Raw genomic sequence first — 26,241 nt, forward strand, 5'->3', positions numbered from 1 at the left:
GCATTAACGCTCTGGATATGAATGCGCCTTGGCGTACGCGCTGACCAGTGCGGGAGTGGACAACATGGTGATTGATACTCTGGAGGCGGGCAAAATTGGCGTAGACCGCAGCGCCATCGTTGCAAAGTACAGCCTCTCCGTCGATCAGAATTTTTCCAGCTTCGACCAAAGTCCATCACTGAGTATCAATCGGGACATTGCAAGCCTGCAGGGTTACTGGTGTAAGAACCCCAATTCTGCGGATTTGCACTTTTCCATCAATACCCAACCGCAAAACGTCAACAGATCCTAGCTTGCGGGGGTGAATGCCCAGATCTTCATCACCATGTAGTTGAGCACTGGGACCACAAAAATCACCATCAGCAAGCCAAATGCGTAATGCCCTCCCAGGTATTCAACCAGCGAGGTGAAGATCAGGGTAAGCCCCAACGACACCAGGGAGATCAGCAGAAAGCGCCGGTAACCACGAAAGCTTAAGGGAGTGCGGAAGGTGAAACGGCTGTTAAGGATATACGACATCACGTTGGCAAACATGAATGCCACACCATTGGCAACGAAGGCCGGCGGGGCTAGCAACTCCATGAGCGCGACCACAATCGCGGCATGTACTGCAGTATTGCTCACGCCCACCAGACCGAAGCGGATGAATTCGTGGTAACGCTGGGGGACTAAGTTGATCACTTGATCACATTACGCACGATGTACACTGGCCGCCTTTTCGACTCGGCAAATATTCGCCCAACGTATTCCCCCAACACACCAATGCCGATCAACTGAACGCCACTGGCGAACAAAAGAGTGATCATAATAGAAGCGAAACCCGGCGTGTCTGCACCGAAGAAGATGGTTTTAATTAGCAAATAGACGGCATACAAGAGCGACAACGACGACAATGCAAAGCCGAGGTACGTCCAAATGCGCAGCGGGGCACTGCTGAAACTGGTGATGCCCTCGATGGCAAAGTTCCACAGTTTCCAGGTATTGAAGCTGGAATTGCCGTGCTCACGTGGCGCTACTTTGTACTCCACGGTTGCGGTACGGAAACCCACCCAGGCAAACAGGCCTTTCATGAAGCGTCTGGTTTCAGGCAGGGTTTTCAAGGCTTCGACGACCTTGCGGTCCATCAAGCGGAAATCACCGACATCAGCAGGGATTTCGATGTCGGAAATCTTGTTGTGCACACGGTAGAACCAGTTTGCCGTAAGCTTTTGTACGGTATGGTCGGTGTCACGATCAACCCGCTTGGCTAACACCACCTCGATGCCCTCCTCCCACTTCTGGATCAGTTCGAGGATGACCTCTGGAGGGTGCTGCAGATCAGAATCAATGGGTACTACCGCGTCACCGGTGGCAAAATCGAGGCCAGCGGAGATAGCCGCTTCCTTACCGAAGTTGCGCGACAGGTCGATAACGGTGATGTAGTGGTTTGCCGCTTTGGCCTTGACCAGTTCATCATATGTACCGTCACGGCTACCGTCATTGATGCAGACAACTTCGAGTTCGTAGCGGTCTGCAAGTGGTGCGAACACTTCATTGATCCGGGCAAAGAACGCTTGCACACCCTTTTCTTCATTATAGAACGGCGAGACCAGGGAAACTTTACGCTTGGGAGAATTGTTCATAGAGCTTCACTCCCCTATTTGCTGGAGGCTGCAGACATGGGCGAAATCTATTTCTGTACATGCAGGTTGCCGGTCCGTCGGGAACAACGCTTTTACCTGTGTCATTTGAGGGAAGTCACCTCGGTTGAACACATACAGCGAATTAGCCATTTTGGAGCCAGCAATTTCTGTTTGGATGCTTTCAGCAGCGCAGTTAGAGGCTGCCCGAGCTACATATCCAGTATTGATTTTCAGGTTATGCAAGGACGCATAGCGCATGGTCGGCATCAGCGTGTTAAGTACCTGGTCTCCCCGACCGCAACGGAACTTGGGGAAAAAGTACAGATACTCGATATTGGCGGTCAGTTGCTGGTCCCAGGCTGGCCGGGTCAGCACGGCGGTAGCGGGGCGCTTGGCCGTTTCGACCAAGCGGTGGCGCAAATTGGACAGGTCGTTCAGTTGTAGAACAATTAGCACTAGCATGCTGGCAGCGAACACTTTGCTTCCCAAGTGCCTATAAAGGCTCGCAATGGCAAATACCACTACGCAATAGCCCACAGGCCAGAAGAAGCGACCCGATGCACGGAACTGGGAGGTGATGATGTCCATGAACGACGGGTAGTGAAGCGAGACAATTTCATGCACACCCAAGTAGATGGTGTCTGACAGTGCGTAGGCAGTGAACAGGAACATCAGCCAAGTCAGTGCCCGGTGCCTGGCAAAGCTGCTCTGGGGCGCGCTGCGGTTCAGTACCCAGGCAAGCGTGAACGCCAGCAGCACGCCAAGGCCCAGATAGTTGAAACCTTCGTATTGCCCGGGCATTTCAGGGTTGGGAAACTTTATGTACTTACCGCCATTGAACGGCGACAGTAAGTTCATCGAATAGAAGCCGAAACCAGTCTCCCGTGCCACCTCTACCTGTTCCATGGGTAAGATGGTCAGGAACAGGCTTGCACCGATCAATACGAAGGGGATGGCAGCACGTGCCAGTTCACGCGGGGCGCGCCACGACGGCTGGTGAAACTGCCCGGCAACATAGATGGCGCTGGCCATTACACACAGGTAAATATTGATGTAGAACGACGACATCAGAAGCAACGTCCAGCCCAGACGCACTGGCGTTATGGTGCGACGGCTGCGGACATACAAGGCAAGTGCGGAAAGGATGATCCAGTGCGTCATCAGCGAGATATGCCCCAAGCGGGTAGTCAGCGCCGGGAAGGTCACTAGGCACAGCACCAACGCCAGCAGAGCTAACCAGGAACGCACCTGCAATTCACGCAAGATCCACCAGCCGCATACGGCCTGGCCGATGAAAGAGAGAGCCACCCACACCCCGAACGGGTTGAACGGCGCGAAGCTGGAGGGTACGAACACCTTTAACAAAAACGCGTACAGCGGGATCGCGTCGACAAAGGTGGCACGGGTGCCTTGCGGATAGTTGATGCTGTCGAATGCCAGCAATGGGTAGCTAAATGGCGCATTGAAGAAGGCGTTGAACCCAGCGAAGTACTGGGTGACATCTTCGACCTCGGTCAACCAGTACGAAGATGTCCCCGTAATGAAGCCCGCAGGAAAATAGCGCAGAACAAAAAAAACGCCAATTGACAATGCGAACGCAAAGCCGACTCTACCGTTTGCCTCTAATTTTAAATGCATTTCGATTGCTATCTTGTTATTACTCAGAAAACATCAACATTTTCACTTAAGTAGTTGATTCTACATTTTTGCGCTCATTCATGCTACTGTCGGTGGCGGGCGAGTGTCCCACCACCAAATTCTCACCTGATAATAATATCAAGGGGTTAGTGGCTTTCTCCGACAACGAGCATGCCATTTCGACAAGCTGTTCCGACAAGGTTTATAGCTGCTTCACTATTGATCCGCAACGGCCACCTTGCGAGTGTTCCCGCGATCCCGCCTAGAAATTCTGGAATAATTATCTGCGCGACCCATCTGATATAAGGAAATCGCGCAATTCCCCCCTTAGCCCCCGCCCGTTTCCTTTAACGTCGCCTTTTGCGCAATCTGAATGAGCATCCAAACGGGACCGGATGCAAGCCGGTGGGTTCGCAGGACTGGACAGGATCGCTTGTCCTTGATGCGAGCAACGCAGGCAGGGGCGGGTTTCAATCTGTGGTGCGGGAGAGTTTTGATGATGAGGCTGCGGGTAGGTAATGATCGCGATCAGGAAGGCGGTATAGGCCGCGACCGACACGGATGAACAGGGCGCTGTCTACGGGTTGATTGTCGTCGCAGTGGTCGGCAAGGAATGCGAAGTACCTTGGATAAGCCCAGCCGGGACACACGCGGCGCACGTCAAGAGACGTGAAGGGTTCTTTGAGTGTGCCAGTCGTTCTTACCGCATGATACACGGCTTCATAGACCAGTTTCCCGCTGTACTTCATTCTAGCGCCCCCTACTGTTCCATTTTGGAACACTACTTTAGTTGTAGTGGGCGTGCAACCTTGAACTGGGCGTACAGTAGGGGGGTGTCCAATGGGGTGTAGCCTAACGTACATACATGGAAGTGTCCTTTAAGGTGTACGTAAGGGTTAACAATGATCTACGGTCATGCAATCCAATGGACATAAGTCAAACGTACACCCAAGAGGCACCATATGCAGACTGTTCTATATGCTCGCGTATCGACGGAAGATCAGAACCTTTCGCATCAGAAGACACAGGCGGAGGCCGCAGGCTTTGTCATTGATCAGGTGATTGCCGATCATGGTGTCTCAGGTGTGCATACGGCGCTGAGGGACAGGCCGGAAGGCAGGCGCTTGTTTGATATGCTGCGCCGGGGCGACACGCTTGTTGTCCGGTGGGTGGATCGACTGGGGCGCAACTATCAGGACGTTACGGACACGATCAGGCACTTTATGCGGCAAGGCGTCATCATTCGCACGGTCATCAACAGCATGACATTCGATGGTGCCACCACGGACCCCGTTCAGATGGCCGTACGTGACGCGCTGATTGCTTTCATGGCGGCAACTGCACAGGCACAGGCGGAAGCCACCAAAGCGGCGCAGAGGGCCGGTATCGAAGCCGCCAAGCAGGATGAGCGAAAGTATCTTGGTCGGAAGCCTAGCTATGATCGGGCGATGCTCGCGACGGTGCAGGACATGTTGTCAAACGGTGCCGGTGCATCGGCTATAGCGGCGGCTACCGGGCTGACACGCCAGACTGTGATCAGGATCAGGAAGGACCCCGCAGCGGCTGAGAAGGTGCTGGCCTTATGGGAACCGGAAGGGGCCTGAGGGGTGGCTTGATCAAACTTTAGCGTCTCCAATAAGGCACACAGTAGGGGGAATGGGACAATATCCGGCTCTTATTCGCGTATCGGTGATCTTTGAGTGTGTCGATATTGAGGACCCGTAAGGATTATTGGGGACTTGTAAGTGAACGCGCCGCGTTGTAACCATGCTGTCAGGTAGGATCAGAACGGGAATGATGGTGGTGTGAAGGACGCTGGCGCTGAATGGCAGTTTGACGAAGATGCGGGTGCTGACACCGGCGCTGACGCTGATGCTGATATTGACGCTGATGATGAGCATGGCGGTGCTGAGCAAGGCCGTGACAGAATGTTCAATCCTTGGCGGGTGGCGGCGTCTGACGATGCGAGAGACATTATCAGCGAAGCCATACGGATGGTCGAGCATTTTGAGGCGTACAAGAGGCTGCGTACAAGGAAGCGCAAAGCCGACGATCAGGAAACCTTCGAGCGCACCATAGAGGCCGTTCTGTGCGACCTGATGCATCATCGGCTGTTCAAGCGGGATCACGGTATCCATGTGAGCCGATCAAACCGTAAGCTTGGCAAGAGCCGTTATCGCAATCCGGTCTATTCCAAGGCATTCCCCAGTATTCTGGATAGTCTGTCATCGGTTGAATTGGGCTGGATCGAGCAGGGTTATGTCGCAAAATTTTGAACAGGATATAAACGTGCTTATCTGCAGGCACAGTTATGCTGCGAGTTCGGCAAAGACTTTGAATGATGAACTATTGTCATTTACGAATTGGTTTTTGCGGATCATGTGAGCCACTTCGATGCCTGCGATTGTCGCTGAGGCTGAATGAAAAGCTTTGAAGCCTAACATATGCTTGGTAAGCCTCTTGATGAAACGATGATCTTGCTCAAGGATATTGTTCAGATACTTAACCTGCAGGATTTCAATCGCCTTAGCTGTACCAGTGATTTTCAGGATGTTGTTTATAGCCTGAGCTCCAGCCAAATTGGCTCCGCTTTTATCAATGACTATTTTGTGTGGAACACCATTGTTTACGATGGCCTTCTTGAAGAAACGCCTTGCGGCACTGAGATTTCGGCGCTCAGAGAGCATGAAATCAAGGGTTTGACCGTTACGATCAACCGCCCGATAGAGATAAGTCCATTTGCCTTTGACCTTGATATATGTCTCGTCAACACGCCAGGAACTGGCTGTTGGCTTTTTACGTTTTTGTGCCTGAGCAGCAATCTGCGGTGAGTAGCGAACAACGTAACGGCCTCTGTGGTTGCCGCCCGTTTTGCAAGAGGTTTTTGACCTTTCTGGTGAGTGATCGAGTGCGCACCTCTGTCAGGCCTTTGTTTGCGGTTCAGAGGCCGCTGGCCGGTATGGTGATCTGCGGACTGGACCCAATCCCGATTCCGAGCTGGTGAGCTCTGGCGGTTACGCTGGTTTCTCCGGTCCAGATCTATTCGATCATTTGCCCATTCTGGTCGCTGACTTCTTACACCCCACCTCAGCGTCAGGTTGCTAACTGCATGACGTTTATACAGCCGCCGCCTGCGCCGGATCCCGATAGTCCTCGTTCTTTGTCAGCATGGCCCATATCTGCCGCGCCATCCTGTTAGCCAATGCGATCGCAACCAGCATCCGCGGCTTCCTCGCCATCATACGCGCGAGCCACGAGCCTTCGGGTACAGATCTGCGTCCCAACCAGTTCAGTCGCGACATGGCGCCGATGATCAGGAGATTGCGGATATCGGCTTGACCAGCCTTCGACACTCGCCCGTACCGTTCCTTGCCGCCGGACGAGTGTTGACGTGGAACGAGCCCTAGCCATGCAGCAAAATCACGACCCCGGCGGAAGTTTGTCATTTCTGGAGCGAAAGCTTCGACAGCAAGTGCTGTAATCGGCCCGATGCCGGGCATCGTCTGCAGCCGGCGGGCTTTGTCGGTTTCTTCCGCCAGACATTTCACCGTCTTCGTGTGGGTATCGATACGTGCCGATATTTCGGCGATCTGCGTCAGCATATCTTGGCATTCCTCGCGAACCAAGGCAGGTAGATCGCTGTTCGGTTCATCAAGGATGGTCTTGATCCGCTTGAGATGGCCGATTCCCTGCGGAACACAATACCCAAATTCGTAGAGTACTCCACGCAATGCGTTCACCAGTTCTGTCCGCTGGTGTACCAGCCTCTCGCGGGCTCGAAACAGTACTGCGCGGGCTTGCTGTTCTTCGGATTTTGGCTCAACGAAACGCATCTCTGGACGCTGCGCTGCGATCACGATCGCTTCTGCGTCCGCTGCATCATTCTTCTGGCGCTTCACGAAGGGGCGCACATACTGCGGAGCAATCAGCATGACTTCGTGACCGAGCTTCACCATTTCCCGAGCCCAGTAGTTGGCACCACCGCAAGCTTCCATCACGACTACAGCCGGAGCTTGTTCAGCCATAAACTTCAAAAATCCGGGTCGCGAAAGCTACTTGCGAAACATCTGCTTCCCCGACATTGACGCACCGTGAAGCACGAAAACGCTCTTTGCCAGGTCCACTCCAATCATAGTATCCTTCATCTTGCCGTCCTCTCCGTATGGTGGCCATCAACATCATCACCTTGGCACACTGCGATGCCGTCTGGGGAGGGCGGCAACCACACCATCCCGATTGCTACCGCCTGCCTGAGTTCGTAATTTTGGCATAAGACACGTGTTTAACGACGTCGTTAGCGACGTGTCTTATGCGAGGATTGGATGCGAGTTGAAGTTCTTGGCGCGGAACGGCGTCGTCGCTGGGGAGATCAGAAGAAACTGGACATCGTGATGTCGATTGGGATCGACGGCGCGACAGTGACGGATGTGGCGCAGAAGTACGATGTGACCCGCCAGCAGATTTACTCCTGGCGACGGGAACTGAAGAAGAAGGGGCTTCTGCTCTCCTCACAGGAAGCCGTATTTCTTCCTATTGAGATGAGTAGCGAGCAGATCGGTGGCGCGGTGAACGATGCCCTTGATGCTTCGCCCTCCATGATTGAATTGCACTTGCGCTGCGGCCGCCGTCTTTGTTTTGGCAGCCGAGTGGAAGGTGCGGTTCTGACGCGGCTGATCCGGGCGGTGGAACAGGCATGATTGGACCGGGCACCGGCGTTCGGGTTTACTTGGCCTGCGGCGTCACAGATATGAGGAAGGGCATTGAGGGCCTTTCGATGTTGGCGCAGGATGTCTTGCGCCAGAAGCCGACAGGTGGAGCTGTCTTCGCCTTTCGTGGGCGGCGTGGTGATCGGGTGAAGCTGCTGTATTTTGATGGCCAGGGATTTTGCCTTTACTATAAAATTCTGCAGAAAGGCCGTTTCCCCTGGCCTTCAGCGGCCGATGGGACGGCTCGACTGACAGCAGCCCAACTGGCGATGCTATGGGAAGGAATAGACTGGAGACGTCCGGACTGGGGTGCTCCGCCGGCACGTGTCGGTTGATTTTATCTTACTGAAACTACTTGTTTTTATGGTGTTCTGTCCTGACTTATGCTAGTCAGGATCATGTCGAATGCGCGCTCAACTCTTTCTGATGATCCAGCCTTTCTGAAGGCGATGATCACCGCCTTGCAGGCGGAGAATGCGAAGATGTTGGCGGCGTTGAAGGCGCATGACCACCTCATTCAGGGCTTGAGGCTACGCATTGCCCGGCTGAAGAAACAGGTCTTCGGCAAGTCTTCTGAAAAGATCGAACGGGAAATCGCGCAACTGGAACTGGCGCTGGAGGATCTGTTGATTGCCAGTGCCGAACACGAGACTGCGCCCGTCGAAGAGCTTGAAGACGAGACGGCTTGCGTTTCGGAGGAAACTTCACAGTCCCGGCCACTGCGTCGGCGTCCGCGCGTGTCGGAAAATGCCGTTCGCGAACGCCGGGAACTGGATCCCGGTCATTGTTGTCCTGCCTGCGGCGGAGAATTGCGCCTTGTCGCAGAGGATGTCAGCGAAATCCTCGACATGATCGCAGCCACGATGAAGGACATCGAGATCGCCCGACCAAAAAAGTCGTGCCGTTGCTGTGAGAGAATGGTGCAGGTACCTGCGCCCAGCCGCCCGATACCGGGTAGTATGGCGGGTGCCGGGCTTCTGGCCTATATCCTGGTCTCGAAGTTCGACGATCACCGTGTGTCCTGAGTACCAACATGGAAAGGAGGTACGTAACTGCAAGAGAGATGAGGGTGGGCCCCTCGGGTTCGGCGATCAGGAGCCGATCCCAAACCACCACAAGCTGCTGTCGTAAAGAGCGATGGTGGTGAGCGTTGTGGAAACGGCGGGACATGATCCCGTCAGGTAAGATCCAGAGAGACGAGCGAAAGCGAACCGTCGATGAACTGCCGAAAGCGTATGGTTGATGTCAGAACCGGGGGTGGTGGTCATCCCGGGATGAGTATGGGCGGTGCCCTGAAGTCCGGCCCACACGGCATCCGGCTCGAAGGCGGCGTGAATCTGGGTCAGGCTCTTTTGCGGAACAGGAGAACCTGTCGTCCCGATGCCAAGGGAGAGGACCGATCGGGCAGCCCCCGAAAGGGCCAGAGTACCGATGCGGGGCACAGGGACAGAACAGCTCGTAGTAGGGTTGAAGGCGCTGTAATGGTGCTGGACCAAAGGGGCTGTGGTGTTCAGCCGCTGCCACTGGCCAACTGGTAACAGGATGAGCTGGATGACAGAGGCAAGACCGTTTACAATTGAGAAGAGAGAGATCTGGGAGGCGTTCCAGCATGTGAACGCCAATCAGGGAGCAGCTGGTGTAGACGGGCAGACGCTCGAAAGCTTTGGGGAACGGCTTGGTCCGAACTGCGTAGCGACAATCAAGGTGAGATTCAGCGTCAATCAGGATGAGACTCGCGCCGGGGTGTGACGGAGAGAGGGCGTAGCCCGACCGTAGTCATATCCCGGCGCGGCGCAGATTTTCGACGTCTCATGATCGCGGTCGGTCCGATACATTTCAGGTTTTCTGGATTGGAGAACCAGTTTGTGCCGGGTCGTCATGTAACCGATCATCAGATGAGATTATTCATGAAGTATCGACAAATGCATTCAGTAGAGGTCGCCGCTGCAAAAGCGTCGATCAGCCGGGCCACGGCCTATCGTCTCGATAAGGAGACGCAACTTCCATCCCAAAGCAAAGCACCACGCGGGCGTCGTCGTCCTGATCCGCTTGAGCCGATATTCGATACGGAAGTTGTTCCGCTCCTCAAAGCAGCACCGGGCATCCGCGCCGTGGCCGTTTTCAACGAGATGCTACGGCGGCATCCAGAACTGCCCGAAGGTATCCGCCGCACGCTCGAGCGTCGCATCCGGTCCTGGCGTGCTGTTCACGGTGAGGCCCAGGAGGTCATCTTCCGCCAGACGCATGAACCTGGTCGGCTGGGCCTTTCGGATTTTACTGACATGAGCAGCCTCGGCATCACAGTCGCCGGCCAGCCGCTCGATCATTTGTTTTATCACTTCCGGCTTGTCTGGTCTGGGTTCGAGCATGCTCATGTCATTCTCGGCGGCGAGAGCTTCGTTGCGCTGGCAGAAGGGTTGCAGAACGCCCTGTGGTCTGTGGGGGGCGCGCCCCTTTATCACCGCAGCGACAGTCTGTCGGCCGCCTTCCGCAACCTCGATGCCGATGCCAAGGTCGACCTGACAAATCGCTATGACGAACTGTGTGCCCATTATCGCATGACGCCGACGCGCAACAACAAGGGCATCGCACATGAGAACGGCTCGATCGAAAGCTCCCATGGCCATCTCAAGAATGCTGTTCGTGATGCCTTGCTGATGCGCGGTACCAGGGAATTCGCTGATCTCAGCTCTTACCGCGCCTTTGTCGACGAGATTGTCAGCCGGCGCAACGCCGCCCATGGCAAGCGTATCGATGCCGAGCGGTCCCATTTGCAGGCGCTGCCCGAGCGCCGGACCACGGACTTCGAAGAGGTTGTCGTGACGGTATCTCGCACCGGCGGCTTTACCTTGCGCAAGGTGTTCTACACCGTGCCGTCCCGCCTCATCGGGCATAGACTTCGGGTGCGCTTGTTCGACGATCGGCTTGATGTCTTTGTCGGGGGTACGCACCTGATGACGCTGCGCAGGGGACGTGGCCATGCCGACGGGCGGCATGATCAGGTCGTCAATTACCACCACATCATCCATTCCCTGCGCAAAAAGCCGATGGCGCTGCGTGGTCTCGTCTATCGTGACAAGCTCTTTCCACGGCAGGAATACCGCAGAGCCTACGAGACACTCATCGAGCATCTTCCCGACAAGCAGGCCTGCAAGATCACCGTCGAGCTTCTGGCGCTGGCGCATGATCGCGGCTGCGAGCGCGAACTTGCCGAAGAATTGGCCACGACACTCGATGCCGGAGATCTGCCCGATCTGGCTGCAATGCAAGCGCTCTTCGGTCCCGATCCAGCCAAATTGCCGACCGTCCATGTCCAACTCGCATCGCTTCATGGCTACGAGGCCTTGATCGGGACAGGAGAAGCAGCATGAAGAACGCTCATGTCATCGATGAAGCGCGGCTCGGCATCATGCTCAACGAACTCCGACTGCCGACAATCAAGACTCTATGGTCGCAATTTGCCGAACAGGCCGATCGAGAAGGATGGCCGGCCGCACGCTTCCTATCGGCCATCGCCGAGCACGAATTGGCCGAGCGTGCCCACCGCAGGATTGAAAGGCATCTCGCTGAGGCACACCTGCCACCTGGAAAGACCCTGGATAGCTTCGCTTTCGACGCCGTGCCCATGGTCTCAAAGGCCCAGGTCATGGCAATTACCGCTGGCGACAGTTGGCTCGCCAAAGGTGCCAATATCCTCATGTTCGGCCCACCCGGTGGAGGAAAGAGCCATCTCGCTGCCGCTATCGGCCTCGCACTTATCGAGAATGGATGGCGCGTGCTATTCACCCGAACAACCGACCTCGTGCAAAAGCTACAGGTCGCGCGCAGGGAACTGCAGCTCGAATCTGCTATCGCCAAACTCGACAAGTTCGACTTGCTCATCCTCGATGATCTCGCCTACGTCACCAAGGATCAGGCCGAAACGAGCGTGCTCTTCGAGCTGATATCGGCACGCTACGAGCACAGATCGGTCTTGATTACCGCAAACCAGCCATTTGGAGAGTGGAACCGGGTCTTCCCAGATCCTGCCATGACACTCGCAGCGGTCGACCGGCTTGTTCATCACGCTACGATCTTCGAGATGAATGTCGAAAGCTACCGGCGAAGAACGGCGCTGGAGGAAAAACGCCAACGCGGACGACCGGCATCTTTTGCGACAATCAAAACCTCGACGGTGATTGCCGCGGAGCGACAATCAGAAAGCGACGAAGAGCTTGCCAGCGACATTCAACGTGATAACTTCAACTCGACCGCGACATAAGAATCTCATCCAGATTGTCGCCCGCGTCTCATCCTGATCGCCGCGCTATACCGAACCTTTACAAGCTTTGGAACAGAATGTCTTCGGGCAGCTACATGCCATCGCCGGTACGCCGGGTGATGATCCCCAAAGCAGACGGGACCCAACGGCCGTTGGGTATTCCGACTGTCACGGACCGCATCGCGCAGGAGGTCGTCCGGCTTTATCTGGAGCCGCTTGTGGAACCAGTATTCCACAAGGATTCCTATGGGTATCGGCCTGATCGCTCTGCCATTGACGCCATCCGGACGGCGCGTCAGCGATGCTGGCGTCACGATTGGGTGTTGGACATGGACATCAAAGGGTTCTTTGACACTATCGATCATGGACTTTTGCTCAGGGCGGTCCGCCATCATACGGATTGTCGCTGGGTTCTGCTCTATATCGAACGGTGGCTAAAGGCACCAGTGATGATGGCGGATGGCAGTCTTGTCTCGCAGGAACGCGGAACGCCGCAGGGTGGGGTGATCTCGCCGCTGCTGGCTAACCTGTTTCTGCATTACGCTTTCGACAAATGGATGGATCGAGAGAATCCGCAAGTGCCGTTCGAGCGCTATGCGGATGACATCATCTGCCATTGTCGGACGGAAGATGAAGCACGCAGGCTATGGCAGCAGGTCGAAGATCGTCTCGCTGACTGTGGACTGACGCTTCATCCGCAGAAGACAAAGATCGTCTACTGCAAGGATACCAACCGGAAAAGATCGTTCCCGACGGTTGCTTTCGACTTTCTCGGCTACAGGTTCCAGCCCCGGCTGGCGATCTGGCGTGGAGGGTTGTTTGGCGTATCCTACCTTCCGGCGGCCAGCCCAAAAGCGCTCAAGGCGTTTCGACGTCGGGTACGCAATTGGGGATTGCAGCGGCGTAGCGACAAGGGGCTGATCGATCTGGCCCGTATGTTTAATCGACAGATTAAAGGTTGGATCGGCTACTTCAGGTGTTTCTACAAATCGGCGCTTTATCCGACACTTCGTCTGATTGACGCTCATTTGCTCCGATGGGTGATGCGGAAGCATAAACGCTTTAAGCAGCGGCCCCGGCAAGCGCGACTCTGGCTCGCCAGACTTGTGAAATCCACGCCGGGGTTGTTCGCCCATTGGTCTCTTCTTTACGCAAATGGTTGAATACTGGGAGCCGTATGAACCGAGAGGTTCACGTACGGTTCTGGGAGCGCGTGAGGGTGAAATCCCCTCGCGCGACTCGCTTGCCGCTCTATCGCCTCAACGAGATCTTCACGCGGATGGGGGCCGATATACCTGACAGCACACTGGTGGACTGGTGCGGTCGTGCCATGCAGGTGCTTCGGCCGCTGATCGAGCGCATTGAGAAGGAGATCATGAAAAGCGATCTCCTCCATGCTGACGATACGCCGATCCGGGTGCTGGAACGCTCATTGCGCGACAAGGGATTGGGCAAAGGTGTGAAGAAGGGCAGGATCTGGACATATGTCCGCGATCAACGTCCATGGGTGGGCAGCGCACCGCCGGGTGCGGTTTATACTTCGCTCCCGACTGGAAGGAAGAGCACGTCCACCATCATCCGCGAGAAGCGAGCGGCATCCTTCAGGCTGATGGTTATAAAGGCTACGCAAAACTATACGAACCTGATGCGGGTGGGAACCGCCGCTTCCGCGAGGCTTCCTGCTGGGCACATTGGCGGCGTGACTTTCATGACATCTGGACCGCGAACAAATCCGGGATTGCGCGCGAGGCGCTTGATCGGATCGGTGCGCTGTATGATATCGAGCGGGGTATTGCAGGTCGGCCCGCCGATGTAAGGCTTGTCACGCGTCAAAAGCACAGCAAGCCGAAGGTCGATGAACTGCACGCATGGGCAGAAAAGCAGTTGCTTCGCATTCCGGGAAAAAGCGAATTGGCGAAGGCTTTGCGCTATGGGCTGAGCAGATGGCCGTCATTATCCCTGTTCCTGGAGGATGGGTGTGTGGCCATAGACAACAATGCTGCGGAGCGAGCCCTGAGGCCCATTGGTGTTGGACGCCGGAATTGGTTATTCGCAGGTGCTGATACCGGCGCGGAAACTCTGGCACGCCATGACGATCATTGAAACGGCGAAGATGAATGGCATCAATCCGCAAGCTTATCTGGCCGATGTGCTCGAGCGCATTCATGATCACAAAATCAATCGGCTCGATGAGTTGCTCCCTTGGAACTGGAAGCCTCTCGCAGCAGAACATGCAAAGGCAGCTTGATGGCGACGGTCAGATTTGTCTTCACGCTCGACTATGTCGCCGAAATACTCGAAGAGGAGGTCGATCTTCTTCAAGCGATCATCTACAATGACGACAACCTGACCTATGGCAATATCATCACCGTCGTAACCGGCGACGATCAGACTACAAGCGCCCTGACGGACGACGGCATTGATGAGCTCAGACAGATGCTGGCCGACGCACGGCGATCAGCCGAAAAATGGCAAGAGTTCCTCGAATGCTTTGTCGACGACCAAGAAGTCGTCGAACGTGTCAAGACATATTCCCCACGGTAACAATCGGGACGTTACTATAGCTCAGCAGAAGTGAAAAATTTGCGACATAACCGGGTGGACAACGGTCCGGAATATATCAGTGGCAAGCTGATGGAATGGGCAGAGAAGCGGGGAATAGCCTTGAGCCACATCCAGCCAGGCAAGCCCCAACAGAACGCCTACGTCGAACGCTATAACCGCACGGTCCGACACGAATGGCTCGACCAGCACATTATCGAAAGCATTGAGGAGGCACAAGAGTTTGCCACGCAGTGGCTATGGACCTACAATAATGAACGGCCCAACATGGGCATCGGCGGCATTACACCCGCACAGAAACTGAAAATGGCCGCGTGAATTCTATGATCGAGCCCCGCTAAGAACGGGGGGATTACCTATACAGTCGAGATAAGCGTAACTTGTATATGGCAGTGTATGATGCGATGGGCGTTAATTGAAATTATCGTCTTCTCATCTCAATCGCTTCTTGAAACGTATCGAGCAGCATATTTGCACTTTGATTCCAATCAAAGCGTTCTGCATTTGGTCGTGCCCGACTTTTGAGACGCTTATAAAGTGCAGCATCATTCAAAAGATGCATTATTGAATCTGCAATAAGTCTAGTATTGTTCGGGTCAGTAAGTATCGCAGCATCGCCCGCCACTTCGGGCATAGAGGAGCAATTTGATGTTAAAACGGGAATACCAGCAGCATTAGCTTCAATGATGGGGAACCCAAAGCCTTCATAAATGGAAGGCATGATCAAAAAGTGTGCGTTCGTGTAAAGTCCCGCTAATTCACTATCCTTAACGTAGCCTGTGAGCCGAACGGAAGGTTTAATTCCAAGCTCTGTGATAAGCTCTGTCAGATTCGTGAGGTGCCAACCCTGTCCGCCTGCTATAACGAGAAGTAGTTTTTTCCGAGTTGCTTCTGGCAACATTGAGAAAGCTTTTAACAAACGTGGTAGGTTTTTCCGAGGTTCTAGAGTACCAACAAAAAGTAAATACGGACGATCAATCTCGAGCTTCCTTGCAAAATGTAAAAAATCAGAACAGTTGGATGCTATCTCGCTCCGCCCTGGATATATAACCTTAGTCTTTGCACCCGCCTCAGGGAAATATTTTCTTAAATCCTCCGCAGTAGATTTCGAATCAGCGACGATTTGGTCGGCGTGCCTAATCGCCGGTTTCATCAGAATACTTTCGGCAAGCCATGTCTGGGATCGCATAGTGGAAGGCGCCTTCTTCCATACTAGATCATGGATGGTAACAATACGCGGGATACGCTTATCGAGGGAACTAGGTAGACGGTGCGCGGGACCCCAGAATACCTCAATGGCGTCTTCTGCGGCGAGTTTGGGTAAAACAGATTGTCCCCAAACCATACGCAGGATGCCACCGGGGTGGTTGCCAATCCGTAGGCTCGTCCTTGGCCAATCTGGAAGGGAGCTTGCAGGATTTTCAGGCAAATAGAGAAAAAGTTCATGTCCTTTAAACGATAAATGACGACACATTTCAAAAACATACCGCCCTATGCCTGTCATACCCGGAACAAGATTACGCGCATCAATTCCAATCTTCATGTTTCAATTCACGCCGCCTATTTCTCTCGAGTTCTGATTTAACGGGGCTCCGCAGTGGAATTTATGCAGCTATTTTCAGTTTGTGTACGGGTGTGATGCCGCCGCATTTGGCTCGCTATTCCGCTATTTGTAAAACGACGCCGTGCACATCTTATACTCTCTGCACAACTCCGGCACCGAAACATCACCTTCCATTCAGTGTAGGATGACAGGGACTTGTGGTTTTCTAGATCTGTTAGCTTTTATCAAAATCTCTTCAATCATCGGGAAATTCTAATATTTAAGTCTATATTAATCGTCTGGAGGCATACGCCCTGCGGAAGGATACTTGGCAGATACTAGTTCTCAAGCTTCGCTAGTTCGTGAAAGGACTGCCCAAATTTAGATTTGGTACTGCGACTCGTAAGTTAGTGCCTCTTCCGTGATTATAAGCGCATCTCCAATGTTAGAACTCATATGTTACGTTACTCTGCTGAATTTAACGCTCTAAGTTTATTTTCCTAATAGTTCCATCATCCATTCAGGCGGGGTGGCTTCCATCTTCTTAAACCCTTCCAAAAGATTATCCTTAAAACCCGGCGTCAACCTATAATGCTGCTCACGAAGAAAAAGTTCGCGATAACGTACGGGATGTTTTCTGTACAACAGTGCGTCGTTCTGAAAGAATTTGGCTCTGTTAGCAGCAGACTCGCGTTCGTTTGCACGGGGCTGGGCAGGATGAAAAACTTCGACTTCTTTGGCATAGGGAATAGCACCAAGTGTTTGAACGCGCCACCCAAAGTCGGTATCTTCCCTGAAATGAGGGTTGTCAAATTGAAGATCAAACCCACCAACATATTGGAAGACAGAACTCCGGACAAATAAGTTCGCCGTCATAAACCCGATGCCCTCAAACCCTACATTTGTCACCGGTCGCCAATCGCTCTCGCCGAGATGGTCGGAGGTAATTATTCCCTCTACGCCGACGACATCAGTGACTTCGAAGTATTTCCGCGCATTAGCAAGCCAATGAGCACTTGGTTTACAATCGTCGTCAGTAAAAGCTATTACTCGCCCTTGTGCAAGGAATGCTCCAGTATTTCTTGCAGTAACAGCCCCTTTAATTGGAGAATGATAATAAGTAAGTGGGAACCCATAAGAACGGTTGCTCTCTGTCCATGGATTTGAACTTTGATCAATTACAATTACTTCGAAATCACGCTCTATCTGCAATTGTAATGAAAGCATTACTTCATTTAGTTGATGGTGTCTTTCGTAACTGGGTATAACAATTGAAAAAAATGGCTTCGTTTGGCTCCGCATTTTTGCGTGGGAGTTCAACAAATTGCCTACTAATGTCGATATGCGCTCCCATGAGTAGCTATTTACGACACAATTACGAGCTGCAGTGCCGATTTCACTGCTCTTTCCAATGTCCTTCAAAGAACGAATAGAGTTGGCGAATTCCTTTACAGTAGGTTCTGAAATCAGCATTACGTTCTTACCACCCGTATCAATGCCGCGCGCCCCTGTTTTTGTCGTTACAGTTGGTAAGCCCATTGACATGAAATCAAACATTTTTATGTTTGTGCCAGATCCGGAGAACATAGGATTAAGCGCCAGATCTGCTGCTGTAAGCCATGTTTTCTTATCCTCTTCATTTAAGGGTCCGGTTATAAGAACATTGTCAAGGTGACTTTTCTTTACCTCCGTACCTACTCCACCAGCAATGATGAACAAAACGTCGGGAACTGATTTTGCTAAGGATTTTACAATGAAGTTGGCGGCTTCGATATTTGGCCCATATGCACTTCCTAAGAAGATTGCAACTCGTTGGCTTGATTTAATTCCAAGCGTCTTTTTCGCAATTTCACGAGTCGCAGCGTCTGGAATTTTATATCCGAAAGCCATTACGCCATTTGGGACTATCTTCATTTTTTCAGGAGAAAAATCATAAATACGCTGAAAACGCAGCATGTCTTCGTGTGAACATACCAATATCAGATCAGCTTGCTGACCAAGCTTATATTCGTCAGCTAGGACTTGATGTATAATTGATAGCTCTGTTTCATTTTTTTCGTCAAACAATTGAGCGCGAAGATAGCCTTCGACGTTCTGAGCGTCATAAACGATCAGCTTTCCGTTCAAAAGTTTCGGGTCTATTAACGGGAAAACCCACGGATGAGAAAAAACAACCACATCGGATTCTTTAATACTGTCTATTAAAGTAGAAAGATACTCTAGTGACAAGTGGCCTAACCGGCTAAACATCACATCAATTACTGTTTTTCCACCAGTTCGGGCGGACCACTCTTTAGCGGCAATGTGATGATCGTCGCTAAGCGGGATCACTATTTCATTTAAGCCTGCAGACAGCTTTTGTTGACGGTAGGACTCACCGGGCCAATCATATGAACCTATATACGTGGCGTTTACATGCTCACCAAGATTATGATAAAGACCCAATAACCGCATACGGCCACCGCCAACAGGTGGATCAATAGGCTGCATATCCGTAATAGTTACTTTCAAAGGCTCAGCAGCAATTTCCACTACTGGAGAAAGGCCAGCAGAAACGAGCTTCCTCGCCACTGAGGCCCATGACATCTTTTGTACGTGTTGGAATCCTTTTTCGCCCATCGATTCGGCCATGTCACGATTGTTGTATAACCACTCAAACGCCTCAGTAAGCGCGTTGGGTGTAGGCTCGCAGAGTAAACCTGTCTCTCTGTGACGGACGAAATAGGTGGGTTCACCAGAATCTATACACGTAACCACTGGTTTGGAGCTGGCAAATGCTTCTAAGGTAACATAACCGTAATCTTCTTTCTTGGGCACAAAAGCAACAGCCAGCGCGTTTGCATAGTGCCACAAAAGCTGTTCATCGCTTAACCGACCTACAAATTGAATTCTTTCATCTTCACCTGCCAAATTGCGTAGTTCATTCTCCGCCTCCCCAGTCCCTGCTATAATCAGCTTCATCGGTAGAGGGGAATTCTTTATAGCTTGGATGGCAAGTTGAACCCGTTTCCAAGGGTGTAAACGTCCGGGTAAGAAGATGAAGTCACCAAGCTTATCTTTACGTAAACCTGTCACTCCTAAGGGTGGATGAATCACATCGGCTCGAATTCCTCGCCAACGATATAGCCGGTCAGCCACTTCGTGGCCAATCGTGAACCTCGCTTTAGTGCTATTAATAGCCTCATAATCCCAAGCATGTACTGTCGCTCGCTCTTTCAGGCGAATTGGATCTTCGCCAGAAAAAGTTTCATAAAACATGTCGTCAAATACTCGTACAGTATGAACTAAGTATAAAACGTGATTGGGGTGTTTAATTGCAAATGTTGGGGCCTTTGTGGAAATGATTACATCAAATCGACTAAGATCAAGCGCAGAACATCGCCGATAGTTGTTGGCTATGCTATCAAATGACGATTCGTCTGCGATGATGGGAACTCTTTCAGCAAGGCAACCTATACTAATTAAACCTTCAAGAAGCCCAAGATAAAAGCGTTCTGCTCCGCCTTCTTCGCCGCCTGCAGATTCTGCAGTTAAAACAGCCACTCTCAAACCGTGGAATTGTTCTAGCTCGGTATAGGAATTTTTGTATCTCACGTATCTCTCTTTTCGGACCGTAGTTTAAATCTCTGCCTTAACCCGACGATGTAACTCTTGGACAGTTAATGGGGGGGCTCCTTCAGCCGAAAGAAAAGATAAATCATGGGTAGTAGTCTTAGAATCTACTGGTGACAATGCCATTAAACGCCCCCCTTCAAAAGACCTAAGATAAATCTTCCGAGCAAAATGGTATATTCCCAACTTATGGGTAGTTGTTGATATAACTCGCTTTAATCGTGGATAGCGATCTATTCTTGAAAGCGAGAAAATTCCTTTGACGGACTTACGAGAATGATTCAACTTACGCCGCAAAGACCTCGCGGGAGCCGACGCTCGCCAAAAAATACTTTGATGTATTTCTGAAAGCTGCGCTTGAATTTGTAAGTTTTCACGCTCTAAGTCAAAAATTTTATCGTTGGCTTGAGAATAGGATTTGGACAAAATATCGTATGCAATATGTACGCGCTCAACCTCGGTAGTAAGCTCTTGTATCTGTCGGCCGCGATCATGGTATTCATCTAACAGTTTCAGAGGCTCAAGGCTATCCATTATAGCCACCAGAGCCTCTTGAACTTTCATGTTTTCTGCTTGTATTTTGCTTAGTGCACTATCAAAGAGTTGCTTCTGCTGCATGGTCTCAACATTGATAATTTTAGAATATAATCTTTCTTTTTCCTTAGCCTTTTTTTTAAATTTGTCAAACTTATTTTGAATTAGATTGCGTTCCTTAACCGCATTCGCCTCGCTGATCGTCTGATAGTCATCAAAAACATTTGGAGGGTATTTGAATCCTTCCAATAACTCTTTGTGTTCCCCTGCAACGTAATATCTGTTTAGACCATCCGCATACGCAAAAATATACCTTTTCTCTAGAAGAAACTGCTCAATGTCAGTGTGCATTTCTATTTGTGTATTGGGAAAGGTGGCTTCAACGACGACTATCCATGGTCTATACACACCCCAATTGTTGCCTTTGAGGACGGATAATTCTAGCCCTTCTACATCTACCTTAAGAAAATGTATATCCTTAGATGGGTATTGATCACTAATATCGGTTAATGTCCTTACATCAACTTCATGCCATTGTCCGATATGGCCCTCGCGATCATGAGCTTCGGCTACAGTTTTATCCATTGTAGCCCACCCGCGCACATCGCATTCCCAAATGGCCAAGCTGCCTGTAACATCACTGACAGCGCAATTGAGATTGATATCCTCTGGGCGGTGGGTTGTTAATTGTAGGTAGTATTGGCGCACTGGCTCGATATTAATGCCTCTCCAACCTAAATCGTAAAACGACTTTGTCACTGAATCGATTACTGGATCGTTGGCACCTACATCAATGTAGAACCCTTTTTCTACATGTTTGAGTGCTTTCCATAGCATTACATCTTCCAAATTTTGCGCGTATGATAGAAAACTCATAAGATTGGTATCCTGACCTTAATAGTGGAATTTTGTAATTCTTTAATTAAAATATGGTGTGTTATTAAGGCAACTCATGGCATGTATGTGGCGATAGCGAATTTGGTTAGTCATTATAAATATACGTTGTGCTTATCCCATACCCCGCATGGCTAGCATATTACCCGTTGATCAATTGTAAAGTGAAGCATCGCTCATCTGGTGCCACCTGTTTATGGCCTAGTCAGGCGCTGGAGCGCTGCCTGCTGGGGAATCGCAAGAATCTATAGATTAGTTAATTCGCTTGTCTTCATGCAAATCTCTCCGATCCTACTATGGCGAGAAAATTCTTTAACATTGCCTACTTTTGGGGAGGGTTGCCTGGGGTTCTGTGGGTACGAAACTCAGCGGCAAGGCTTGAAGTTCCTATGAAAAATGTTTTGTCAAAGTTCACCACATTAAAAACAAGCGCGTTGTCTACCCAGTCATAATTTTGTTCTAGATGAGTGTCGGAAGATACCAACGCGGGGGAAAATGAATATGATCCAGGGCCAAGATCACAAGTAAAACGGAGTTCAAAATATACTTTTTCCCCTTGTTTAAGATCGTACAGTACTTGTCGAGTATGCCAAGTATTAGATCCCCAAACGACATGCCCAGTTCTATCCCTTAGCATAAATCCGAGTACTAGCTTTTCTATTTGGCTGCCGATCTCCGCTACAAGGCGCAAAATAAGCTTCTGCCCAACAGATACGGTTTTCACCAAATCACCAGTTTTTTCGTCAACTAATTGCAGGTTGATAATTCTTGCCTCAAAGGTACCTGACCGTGTTTTAAGCCAGCCAGTCTCATCTCGAGTTTGTTCTATTCTTAATGAATGGGCTTCTTTTTCAGCGATCATTGCATTATAGTAGTCAATTACCTCATCAGGCAAACCGTCCTTTACCGCTGTACCTTTATCCAAGAGAATGACGCGATCGCAAAGGACCCGAACATCACCTAGCGTATGGGTGACTAAGATAATTGCGGTGCCTTGTTCTTTAAATTGACGTATTTTTTCGAAGCTCTTGTGCTGAAAATAACTATCACCAACTGATAAAACTTCATCCACGATCAAAATATCGGGTCTTTTTGCGGTAGCTAAGGCAAATGCAAGTCTGGCTTGCATACCACTAGAATAAACACGAACGGGTTTCTCAAAAAACTCACCAATTTCTGCGAATGATTCGATTTCTGGCATGAGGTTAGTCAGTTCATCATGCGAGTATCCCATTAGCCCACCAGCGAGAAATACATTTTCACGTCCAGTGAACTCCGGATTAAAGCCCAATCCGAGTTCAAGTATAGCATTGATTTTGCCCTCTATGTGTATGCTGCCAGTAGTTGGGCGTATAGTTCCGGTGACCATTTTTAACAGAGTGCTTTTTCCCGCACCGTTCTGGCCAATTAATGCTAATGCCTCGCCCCGCTTAATTTCAAAGCTGATGTTTCGATTTGCCCAGTATTCTGACAGGGGGTCCGATTTAACGCCAAACCATGACGCAAAACGCAGAATATTGCTGCGGTATGTTACGTAACATTTGCCAATTTTGTTTGCTTTTAAAACGTAGCTCATTATATGGCGTCCACCAGTTCTGGGCTTGCTTTACGAAATAAATAAAATGATATGATGATTGCTATTACAGCTATAGTTGAAGATGGAAGGAGGCTAATCAACGTGGGAGGTTGATCTAGCAAGAGCACGTTCTGGTACAGAGATACTAGCCCGGTCATGGGGTTATAATCAATCAGAGCACGGAGATTTTCTGGAACGACACTACTAACGTAAACAATCGGCGTCAACCAGAACCACAGTTGCATAATAACTATCATGACTTGGCCAATATCTCTAACAAACACATTCAGAACACCAAGAAAAACCCCAAGACCGAAAGCTAAAGAAGATATAATCAGGATGCCGATTATGAGATACAGCCAGTTAATATTTGGATTGTGTCCAAAGAAAGCAAAAATGACTCCTATTGCAGCCAATAGAAGAACATGATTAATTATTGCTGTTCCCCAGATAATGATAGGAAGGCACAGCCTTGGAAAAGCTATTTTCTTTAGAACCGAAGCCTGGTCTACAAAGACAGATATACTTCGGTTCAGTATCTCACTGAATAATCCCCAAGCAGCCATACCGGACAGCAAGTAGATTGGATAAGCTGATGAATTATCCATGGTCGGAAGACGTGCGCGCATGACTTCAGATAATACAATTGAGAAAATCAGAGCCTGAGCGAGTGGATGTAATATAAACCACGCCCCCCCCAGATAGGATCGCGCAAAACGGCCTTTCAGTTCCCCCCGAATAGAAGACAGAATGAAATTTCGATATTGCCACAAACTTTTTAGCAAAATGCAACTCCTCGAACACGTGTCTTACTTGCTGACCATAATAGGGTCCGGTATATGGCGTTCTGGTTGGTAATTCTAAGAGGCCTCATGGCTTTCTATGGGCTTGCGTATTGATGAGTAAAAGTGAAGTTCCCAGTTGAACTTGCTGTGTCGCTGTACTTACCATTCTGATTTAGTTCGATATTATCTAGGTGAGGTACGCTAATCTTTTTGTTTTTTGTACGAAGACCGATACAGTTTTAGATGATAAAAATCATCGCTCTTGTGACTTGGCAATTCGATAGCGCCAATCATCTAATATGGAGACGATGGTTGTTTCAATATCGATGACTGGGGACCAATCAAATGCCTTCTTTGCAGCTTTGGCGTTGCCAATAGCTATTGCGATTTCTACGGGGCGAACCCTCTCTGGGGAGACTACAATGTCAATATGGTATCCTGATAATTTGATCATTGTATTGAGTATATCGTTTATTTGCGTAGCTCGTCCGGAGGCAAGATTGAATACCTTGCCTTCGTGGTTAGGATTGTTCATTAAAGCGGTTTGCGCATAAATGCGAACTACATCACGAACGTCGATGAAGTCACGAAATGCCTCAAGGTTACCAACTTGGATTACTGGCTCGGTTCGCCCCTCCATAATCTCAGCAATCTGTTTAGCAAATGCCGATACGACGAATGAATCTGCTTGGCCTGGGCCTGTGTGATTAAATGGACGGAAACGGACAGAACGGAGGCCATCATAGTACATTTGGCCCACCGCAATATCTGCCGCTGCTTTTGTAGCGCCATAAACAGTCTTAGGACGCAATAGGCATTTCTCGTTAACAGGTTTCCCCGCCTTCTCTTCAAAGGTAACGCCATATACCTCTGAACTGCTAGCATATATAAACCTACACTCAGGAACTGCCGACAAGACAGCTGAAGCCAAATTCAATGTACCGTGAAAATTTACATTCCAAGCCATTGAAGCATTGCGCTTTGCTTCCATAGGCGCAGCTATTGCAGCCAGGTGGATCACGGATGTAGGTTGCACTTCGCGGACGATACGATAGGTCTCCAGCCGATCGACCAAATCAAGCTTAATATCGCTATCTTCTGATCGACCGGCAGCAACTAACTCGATTGGCATCGTTTCCGCATACTCGCGAAGAAGCCTCATCAACCAAGTTCCAACAAAACCACTGGCCCCAGTGACAAGGATTCTATGCTGGCGCGTGGATGCTGAGGTTCGAATAGTCATTTCAGGTGGTTTAACCTTTGCAGATCGGCATCTACCATTTCAACGATCATTTCTTCCAGCGAAATTGTAGGTGTCCACCCAAATGCTTTCTTAGCTTTTTCTGGATTTCCAAGAAGAACATCAACTTCTGCGGGACGAAACAGGTCTGGGTCAATAACGAGGTGGCTGTCGAGATCCAGACCAGCATGGGCGAACGCAATTTTGCACATTTCACGTACAGTGGTTGTTCTGCCAGTTGCGATGACATAATCATCTGCGACGTCTTGCTGTAACATCATCCACATCGCACGAACGTAATCTTTGGAATGTCCCCAGTCACGCTTTGCATCTATGTTGCCGAGGCGAAGCTCGTGTGCGAGGCCAAGTTTGATACGTGCTACGCCATCAGTCACCTTACGAGTCACGAATTCAATACCGCGTAGTGGAGATTCATGGTTGAAGAGAATGCCACTGGATGCGTGAAGATTAAAGCTTTCACGGTAGTTCACGGTTAGCCAGTGACCATAAAGTTTGGCAACCGCATACGGGGAGCGTGGATAAAAGGGAGTTAATTCCGACTGCATCGGCTCCTGAATTAGACCATACATTTCCGACGAGGATGCTTGATAAAAGCGAGCGTCTGGAGATTCCAGTCGAATCGCTTCCAGAACATTGGCAACACCCAGACCTGTTACATTGCCTGTCAAAATTGGCTGTTGCCACGACGACTTTACAAATGACTGTGCTGCGAGATTGTAAACTTCATCAGGTTTAGTGTCGCGCATCGTTCGAATAAGGCCTGAGAGATCCAAAAGGTTACCGTCTACGATCTTGACGTCTTTCGTCACGCCAAGCCAATCCAAACGGCTCAGATTTACATCTGATGTGCTGGAGCGGCGCGCAAGACCAAAAACCTCATAGCCTTTTTCAAGAAGGAAGGCTGCTAAGTAAGCGCCGTCCTGCCCTGTTATGCCGGTAACCAAAGCCCTTTTTGTCACATGTATCTCCATTGAATATTGCACAGCAGTTATGTTAACGGCCAAGTCCGATCGCAGAGCTAACACGTTTATAGCAATGTGCCTCTACAATCATCTATTCGAAAGTCAACTAAAAACCATCATATATGTCAGTGAGGTTGACGAGTTCTCTTATAGGTGTGTAGCGAAATGGGCAAGCCCTTCCTGTCAGCATTAAATTGTGTTCTCAGCAGATATTGACCTACTCAAACGCAGAATGATTCGTTTAGTTTTCAAAATAGCGGAAATTTGGGTGGTAATGTGTATTTG

Annotated in this window: 22 protein-coding genes and 5 pseudogenes; 13 read left to right on the plus strand and 14 right to left on the minus strand. The window is 50.5% G+C overall.

Translation table 11 applies throughout. The features are described from left to right. Positions 1–64: 64 nt before the first annotated feature. Positions 65–292, plus strand: coding sequence for a hypothetical protein (locus tag ABDF71_RS04860; protein WP_500061179.1), 228 nt, complete (start codon positions 65–67; stop codon positions 290–292). Here ABDF71_RS04860 and ABDF71_RS04865 read toward each other — a convergent pair. The 4 genes from ABDF71_RS04865 to ABDF71_RS04880 all read right to left on the minus strand — a co-directional run bounded on the left by ABDF71_RS04865 (position 289) and on the right by ABDF71_RS04880 (position 4,009). Further along, a complete protein-coding gene (locus tag ABDF71_RS04865) occupies positions 289–681 on the minus strand; it encodes a GtrA family protein (RefSeq protein ID WP_500061181.1) in 393 nt (130 codons plus the stop codon). The genes ABDF71_RS04860 and ABDF71_RS04865 overlap by 4 nt on opposite strands. After that, positions 678–1,622: a glycosyltransferase family 2 protein gene (locus ABDF71_RS04870; RefSeq protein ID WP_500061183.1), complete on the minus strand. Its 945-nt coding sequence runs from the start codon at positions 1,620–1,622 to the stop codon at positions 678–680. Before ABDF71_RS04870 ends, ABDF71_RS04865 begins: the two co-directional genes overlap by 4 nt. A 6-nt stretch (positions 1,623–1,628) precedes the next feature. Further along, complete coding sequence (locus tag ABDF71_RS04875; protein ID WP_500061185.1) at positions 1,629–3,260, minus strand: DUF6311 domain-containing protein; 1,632 nt, start codon at positions 3,258–3,260, stop codon at positions 1,629–1,631. 470 nt (positions 3,261–3,730) lie between these two features. Then, on the minus strand, positions 3,731–4,009 hold the full coding sequence (locus ABDF71_RS04880) for a hypothetical protein (RefSeq protein WP_500061187.1): 279 nt from the start codon (positions 4,007–4,009) through the stop codon (positions 3,731–3,733). A gap of 213 nt (positions 4,010–4,222) precedes the next feature. On the opposite strand from ABDF71_RS04880, the gene ABDF71_RS04885 reads away from it, so the two are divergent. Next, positions 4,223–4,864 carry a recombinase family protein gene (locus ABDF71_RS04885; RefSeq protein WP_500061189.1) on the plus strand — a complete coding sequence of 214 codons (642 nt, stop codon included), beginning with the start codon at positions 4,223–4,225 and terminating at the stop codon, positions 4,862–4,864. 201 nt (positions 4,865–5,065) lie between these two features. Further along, a complete protein-coding gene (locus tag ABDF71_RS04890; RefSeq protein WP_500061191.1) occupies positions 5,066–5,536 on the plus strand; it encodes a hypothetical protein in 471 nt (156 codons plus the stop codon). Between the two features lie 33 nt (positions 5,537–5,569). Here the strand turns inward: ABDF71_RS04890 and ABDF71_RS04895 are convergent. Both ABDF71_RS04895 and ABDF71_RS04900 read right to left on the minus strand, forming a co-directional pair. Next, a pseudogene (locus ABDF71_RS04895) lies at positions 5,570–6,109 on the minus strand (IS6 family transposase); the annotation flags it as partial. A gap of 267 nt (positions 6,110–6,376) precedes the next feature. Next, positions 6,377–7,405: pseudogene (locus tag ABDF71_RS04900) on the minus strand (IS110 family RNA-guided transposase). Positions 7,406–7,582: 177 nt separating this feature from the next. Here ABDF71_RS04900 and tnpA point away from each other — a divergent pair. The 3 genes and pseudogenes from tnpA to ABDF71_RS04915 form a co-directional block, all read left to right on the plus strand. Beyond that, on the plus strand, positions 7,583–7,957 hold the full coding sequence (gene tnpA, locus ABDF71_RS04905) for an IS66-like element accessory protein TnpA (protein ID WP_199224860.1): 375 nt from the start codon (positions 7,583–7,585) through the stop codon (positions 7,955–7,957). Further along, positions 7,954–8,301: an IS66 family insertion sequence element accessory protein TnpB gene (gene tnpB, locus ABDF71_RS04910; protein WP_011982990.1), complete on the plus strand. Its 348-nt coding sequence runs from the start codon at positions 7,954–7,956 to the stop codon at positions 8,299–8,301. The genes tnpA and tnpB overlap by 4 nt, the downstream gene beginning before the upstream one ends. Before the next feature lie 63 nt (positions 8,302–8,364). Beyond that, a pseudogene (locus ABDF71_RS04915) lies at positions 8,365–8,979 on the plus strand (transposase domain-containing protein); the annotation flags it as partial. A gap of 78 nt (positions 8,980–9,057) precedes the next feature. Here the strand turns inward: ABDF71_RS04915 and ABDF71_RS04920 are convergent. After that, entirely contained in the window at positions 9,058–9,408 is a 351-nt protein-coding gene (locus tag ABDF71_RS04920; RefSeq protein ID WP_124916644.1) for a hypothetical protein, read from the minus strand. Positions 9,409–9,517: 109 nt separating this feature from the next. On the opposite strand from ABDF71_RS04920, the gene ABDF71_RS04925 reads away from it, so the two are divergent. From ABDF71_RS04925 to ABDF71_RS04955, 7 genes and pseudogenes are all read left to right on the plus strand, one after another. Beyond that, on the plus strand, positions 9,518–9,715 hold the full coding sequence (locus ABDF71_RS04925; protein ID WP_500061194.1) for a hypothetical protein: 198 nt from the start codon (positions 9,518–9,520) through the stop codon (positions 9,713–9,715). A gap of 116 nt (positions 9,716–9,831) precedes the next feature. Beyond that, positions 9,832–11,337, plus strand: coding sequence for an IS21 family transposase (gene istA / locus ABDF71_RS04930; RefSeq protein ID WP_500060850.1), 1,506 nt, complete (start codon positions 9,832–9,834; stop codon positions 11,335–11,337). Next, entirely contained in the window at positions 11,334–12,227 is an 894-nt protein-coding gene (gene istB, locus ABDF71_RS04935) for an IS21-like element helper ATPase IstB (RefSeq protein ID WP_500060852.1), read from the plus strand. The genes istA and istB overlap by 4 nt, the downstream gene beginning before the upstream one ends. A 14-nt stretch (positions 12,228–12,241) precedes the next feature. Then, positions 12,242–13,390 (plus strand): group II intron reverse transcriptase/maturase, encoded by a 1,149-nt coding sequence (ltrA, locus tag ABDF71_RS04940; RefSeq protein WP_500061196.1) that lies wholly within the window; start codon positions 12,242–12,244, stop codon positions 13,388–13,390. Between the two features lie 80 nt (positions 13,391–13,470). Further along, positions 13,471–14,475 (plus strand): annotated as a pseudogene (gene tnpC, locus ABDF71_RS04945) (IS66 family transposase); the annotation flags it as partial. Next, on the plus strand, positions 14,475–14,771 hold the full coding sequence (locus ABDF71_RS04950; protein WP_500061198.1) for a hypothetical protein: 297 nt from the start codon (positions 14,475–14,477) through the stop codon (positions 14,769–14,771). The pseudogene tnpC and the gene ABDF71_RS04950, both read left to right, overlap by 1 nt. Before the next feature lie 51 nt (positions 14,772–14,822). Beyond that, positions 14,823–15,107 (plus strand): annotated as a pseudogene (locus ABDF71_RS04955) (transposase); the annotation flags it as partial. Positions 15,108–15,210: 103 nt separating this feature from the next. On the opposite strand, the gene ABDF71_RS04960 reads toward ABDF71_RS04955, so the two are convergent. From ABDF71_RS04960 to ABDF71_RS04990, 7 genes are all read right to left on the minus strand, one after another. Next, positions 15,211–16,332, minus strand: coding sequence for a glycosyltransferase family 4 protein (locus tag ABDF71_RS04960; RefSeq protein ID WP_500061200.1), 1,122 nt, complete (start codon positions 16,330–16,332; stop codon positions 15,211–15,213). 492 nt (positions 16,333–16,824) lie between these two features. Continuing rightward, a complete protein-coding gene (locus tag ABDF71_RS04965; RefSeq protein ID WP_500061202.1) occupies positions 16,825–19,926 on the minus strand; it encodes a glycosyltransferase in 3,102 nt (1,033 codons plus the stop codon). A gap of 24 nt (positions 19,927–19,950) precedes the next feature. Then, positions 19,951–21,354, minus strand: a complete 1,404-nt coding sequence (locus tag ABDF71_RS04970) for an FkbM family methyltransferase (protein ID WP_500061204.1) — start codon at positions 21,352–21,354, stop codon at positions 19,951–19,953. Between the two features lie 340 nt (positions 21,355–21,694). Then, positions 21,695–22,948, minus strand: coding sequence for an ABC transporter ATP-binding protein (locus ABDF71_RS04975; protein WP_500061206.1), 1,254 nt, complete (start codon positions 22,946–22,948; stop codon positions 21,695–21,697). Continuing rightward, positions 22,948–23,733 (minus strand): ABC transporter permease, encoded by a 786-nt coding sequence (locus ABDF71_RS04980; RefSeq protein ID WP_500061208.1) that lies wholly within the window; start codon positions 23,731–23,733, stop codon positions 22,948–22,950. The genes ABDF71_RS04975 and ABDF71_RS04980 overlap by 1 nt, the downstream gene beginning before the upstream one ends. 253 nt (positions 23,734–23,986) lie before the next feature. Beyond that, positions 23,987–24,976, minus strand: coding sequence for a GDP-mannose 4,6-dehydratase (locus tag ABDF71_RS04985; RefSeq protein ID WP_500061210.1), 990 nt, complete (start codon positions 24,974–24,976; stop codon positions 23,987–23,989). Continuing rightward, positions 24,973–25,953, minus strand: a complete 981-nt coding sequence (locus tag ABDF71_RS04990) for a GDP-mannose 4,6-dehydratase (protein ID WP_500061212.1) — start codon at positions 25,951–25,953, stop codon at positions 24,973–24,975. Before ABDF71_RS04990 ends, ABDF71_RS04985 begins: the two co-directional genes overlap by 4 nt. Between the last annotated feature and the right edge of the window lie 288 nt (positions 25,954–26,241).

The organism is Ochrobactrum sp. WV_118_8 (assembly GCF_039631535.1).
GTDB lineage: Bacteria > Pseudomonadota > Alphaproteobacteria > Rhizobiales > Rhizobiaceae > Brucella > Brucella anthropi.

Coding starts and splice junctions, on each gene's coding strand:
- ABDF71_RS04860 (WP_500061179.1), top strand. CDS start 65: ATGGTGATTGATACTCTGGAGGCGGGCAAAATTGGCGTAGACCGCAGC.
- ABDF71_RS04870 (WP_500061183.1), bottom strand. CDS start 1,622: ATGAACAATTCTCCCAAGCGTAAAGTTTCCCTGGTCTCGCCGTTCTAT.
- ABDF71_RS04875 (WP_500061185.1), bottom strand. CDS start 3,260: ATGCATTTAAAATTAGAGGCAAACGGTAGAGTCGGCTTTGCGTTCGCA.
- ABDF71_RS04880 (WP_500061187.1), bottom strand. CDS start 4,009: ATGAAGTACAGCGGGAAACTGGTCTATGAAGCCGTGTATCATGCGGTA.
- ABDF71_RS04885 (WP_500061189.1), top strand. CDS start 4,223: ATGCAGACTGTTCTATATGCTCGCGTATCGACGGAAGATCAGAACCTT.
- tnpA (WP_199224860.1), top strand. CDS start 7,583: ATGCGAGTTGAAGTTCTTGGCGCGGAACGGCGTCGTCGCTGGGGAGAT.
- tnpB (WP_011982990.1), top strand. CDS start 7,954: ATGATTGGACCGGGCACCGGCGTTCGGGTTTACTTGGCCTGCGGCGTC.
- ABDF71_RS04925 (WP_500061194.1), top strand. CDS start 9,518: ATGACAGAGGCAAGACCGTTTACAATTGAGAAGAGAGAGATCTGGGAG.
- istB (WP_500060852.1), top strand. CDS start 11,334: ATGAAGAACGCTCATGTCATCGATGAAGCGCGGCTCGGCATCATGCTC.
- ABDF71_RS04950 (WP_500061198.1), top strand. CDS start 14,475: ATGGCGACGGTCAGATTTGTCTTCACGCTCGACTATGTCGCCGAAATA.
- ABDF71_RS04960 (WP_500061200.1), bottom strand. CDS start 16,332: ATGAAGATTGGAATTGATGCGCGTAATCTTGTTCCGGGTATGACAGGC.
- ABDF71_RS04970 (WP_500061204.1), bottom strand. CDS start 21,354: ATGAGTTTTCTATCATACGCGCAAAATTTGGAAGATGTAATGCTATGG.
- ABDF71_RS04975 (WP_500061206.1), bottom strand. CDS start 22,948: ATGAGCTACGTTTTAAAAGCAAACAAAATTGGCAAATGTTACGTAACA.
- ABDF71_RS04985 (WP_500061210.1), bottom strand. CDS start 24,976: ATGACTATTCGAACCTCAGCATCCACGCGCCAGCATAGAATCCTTGTC.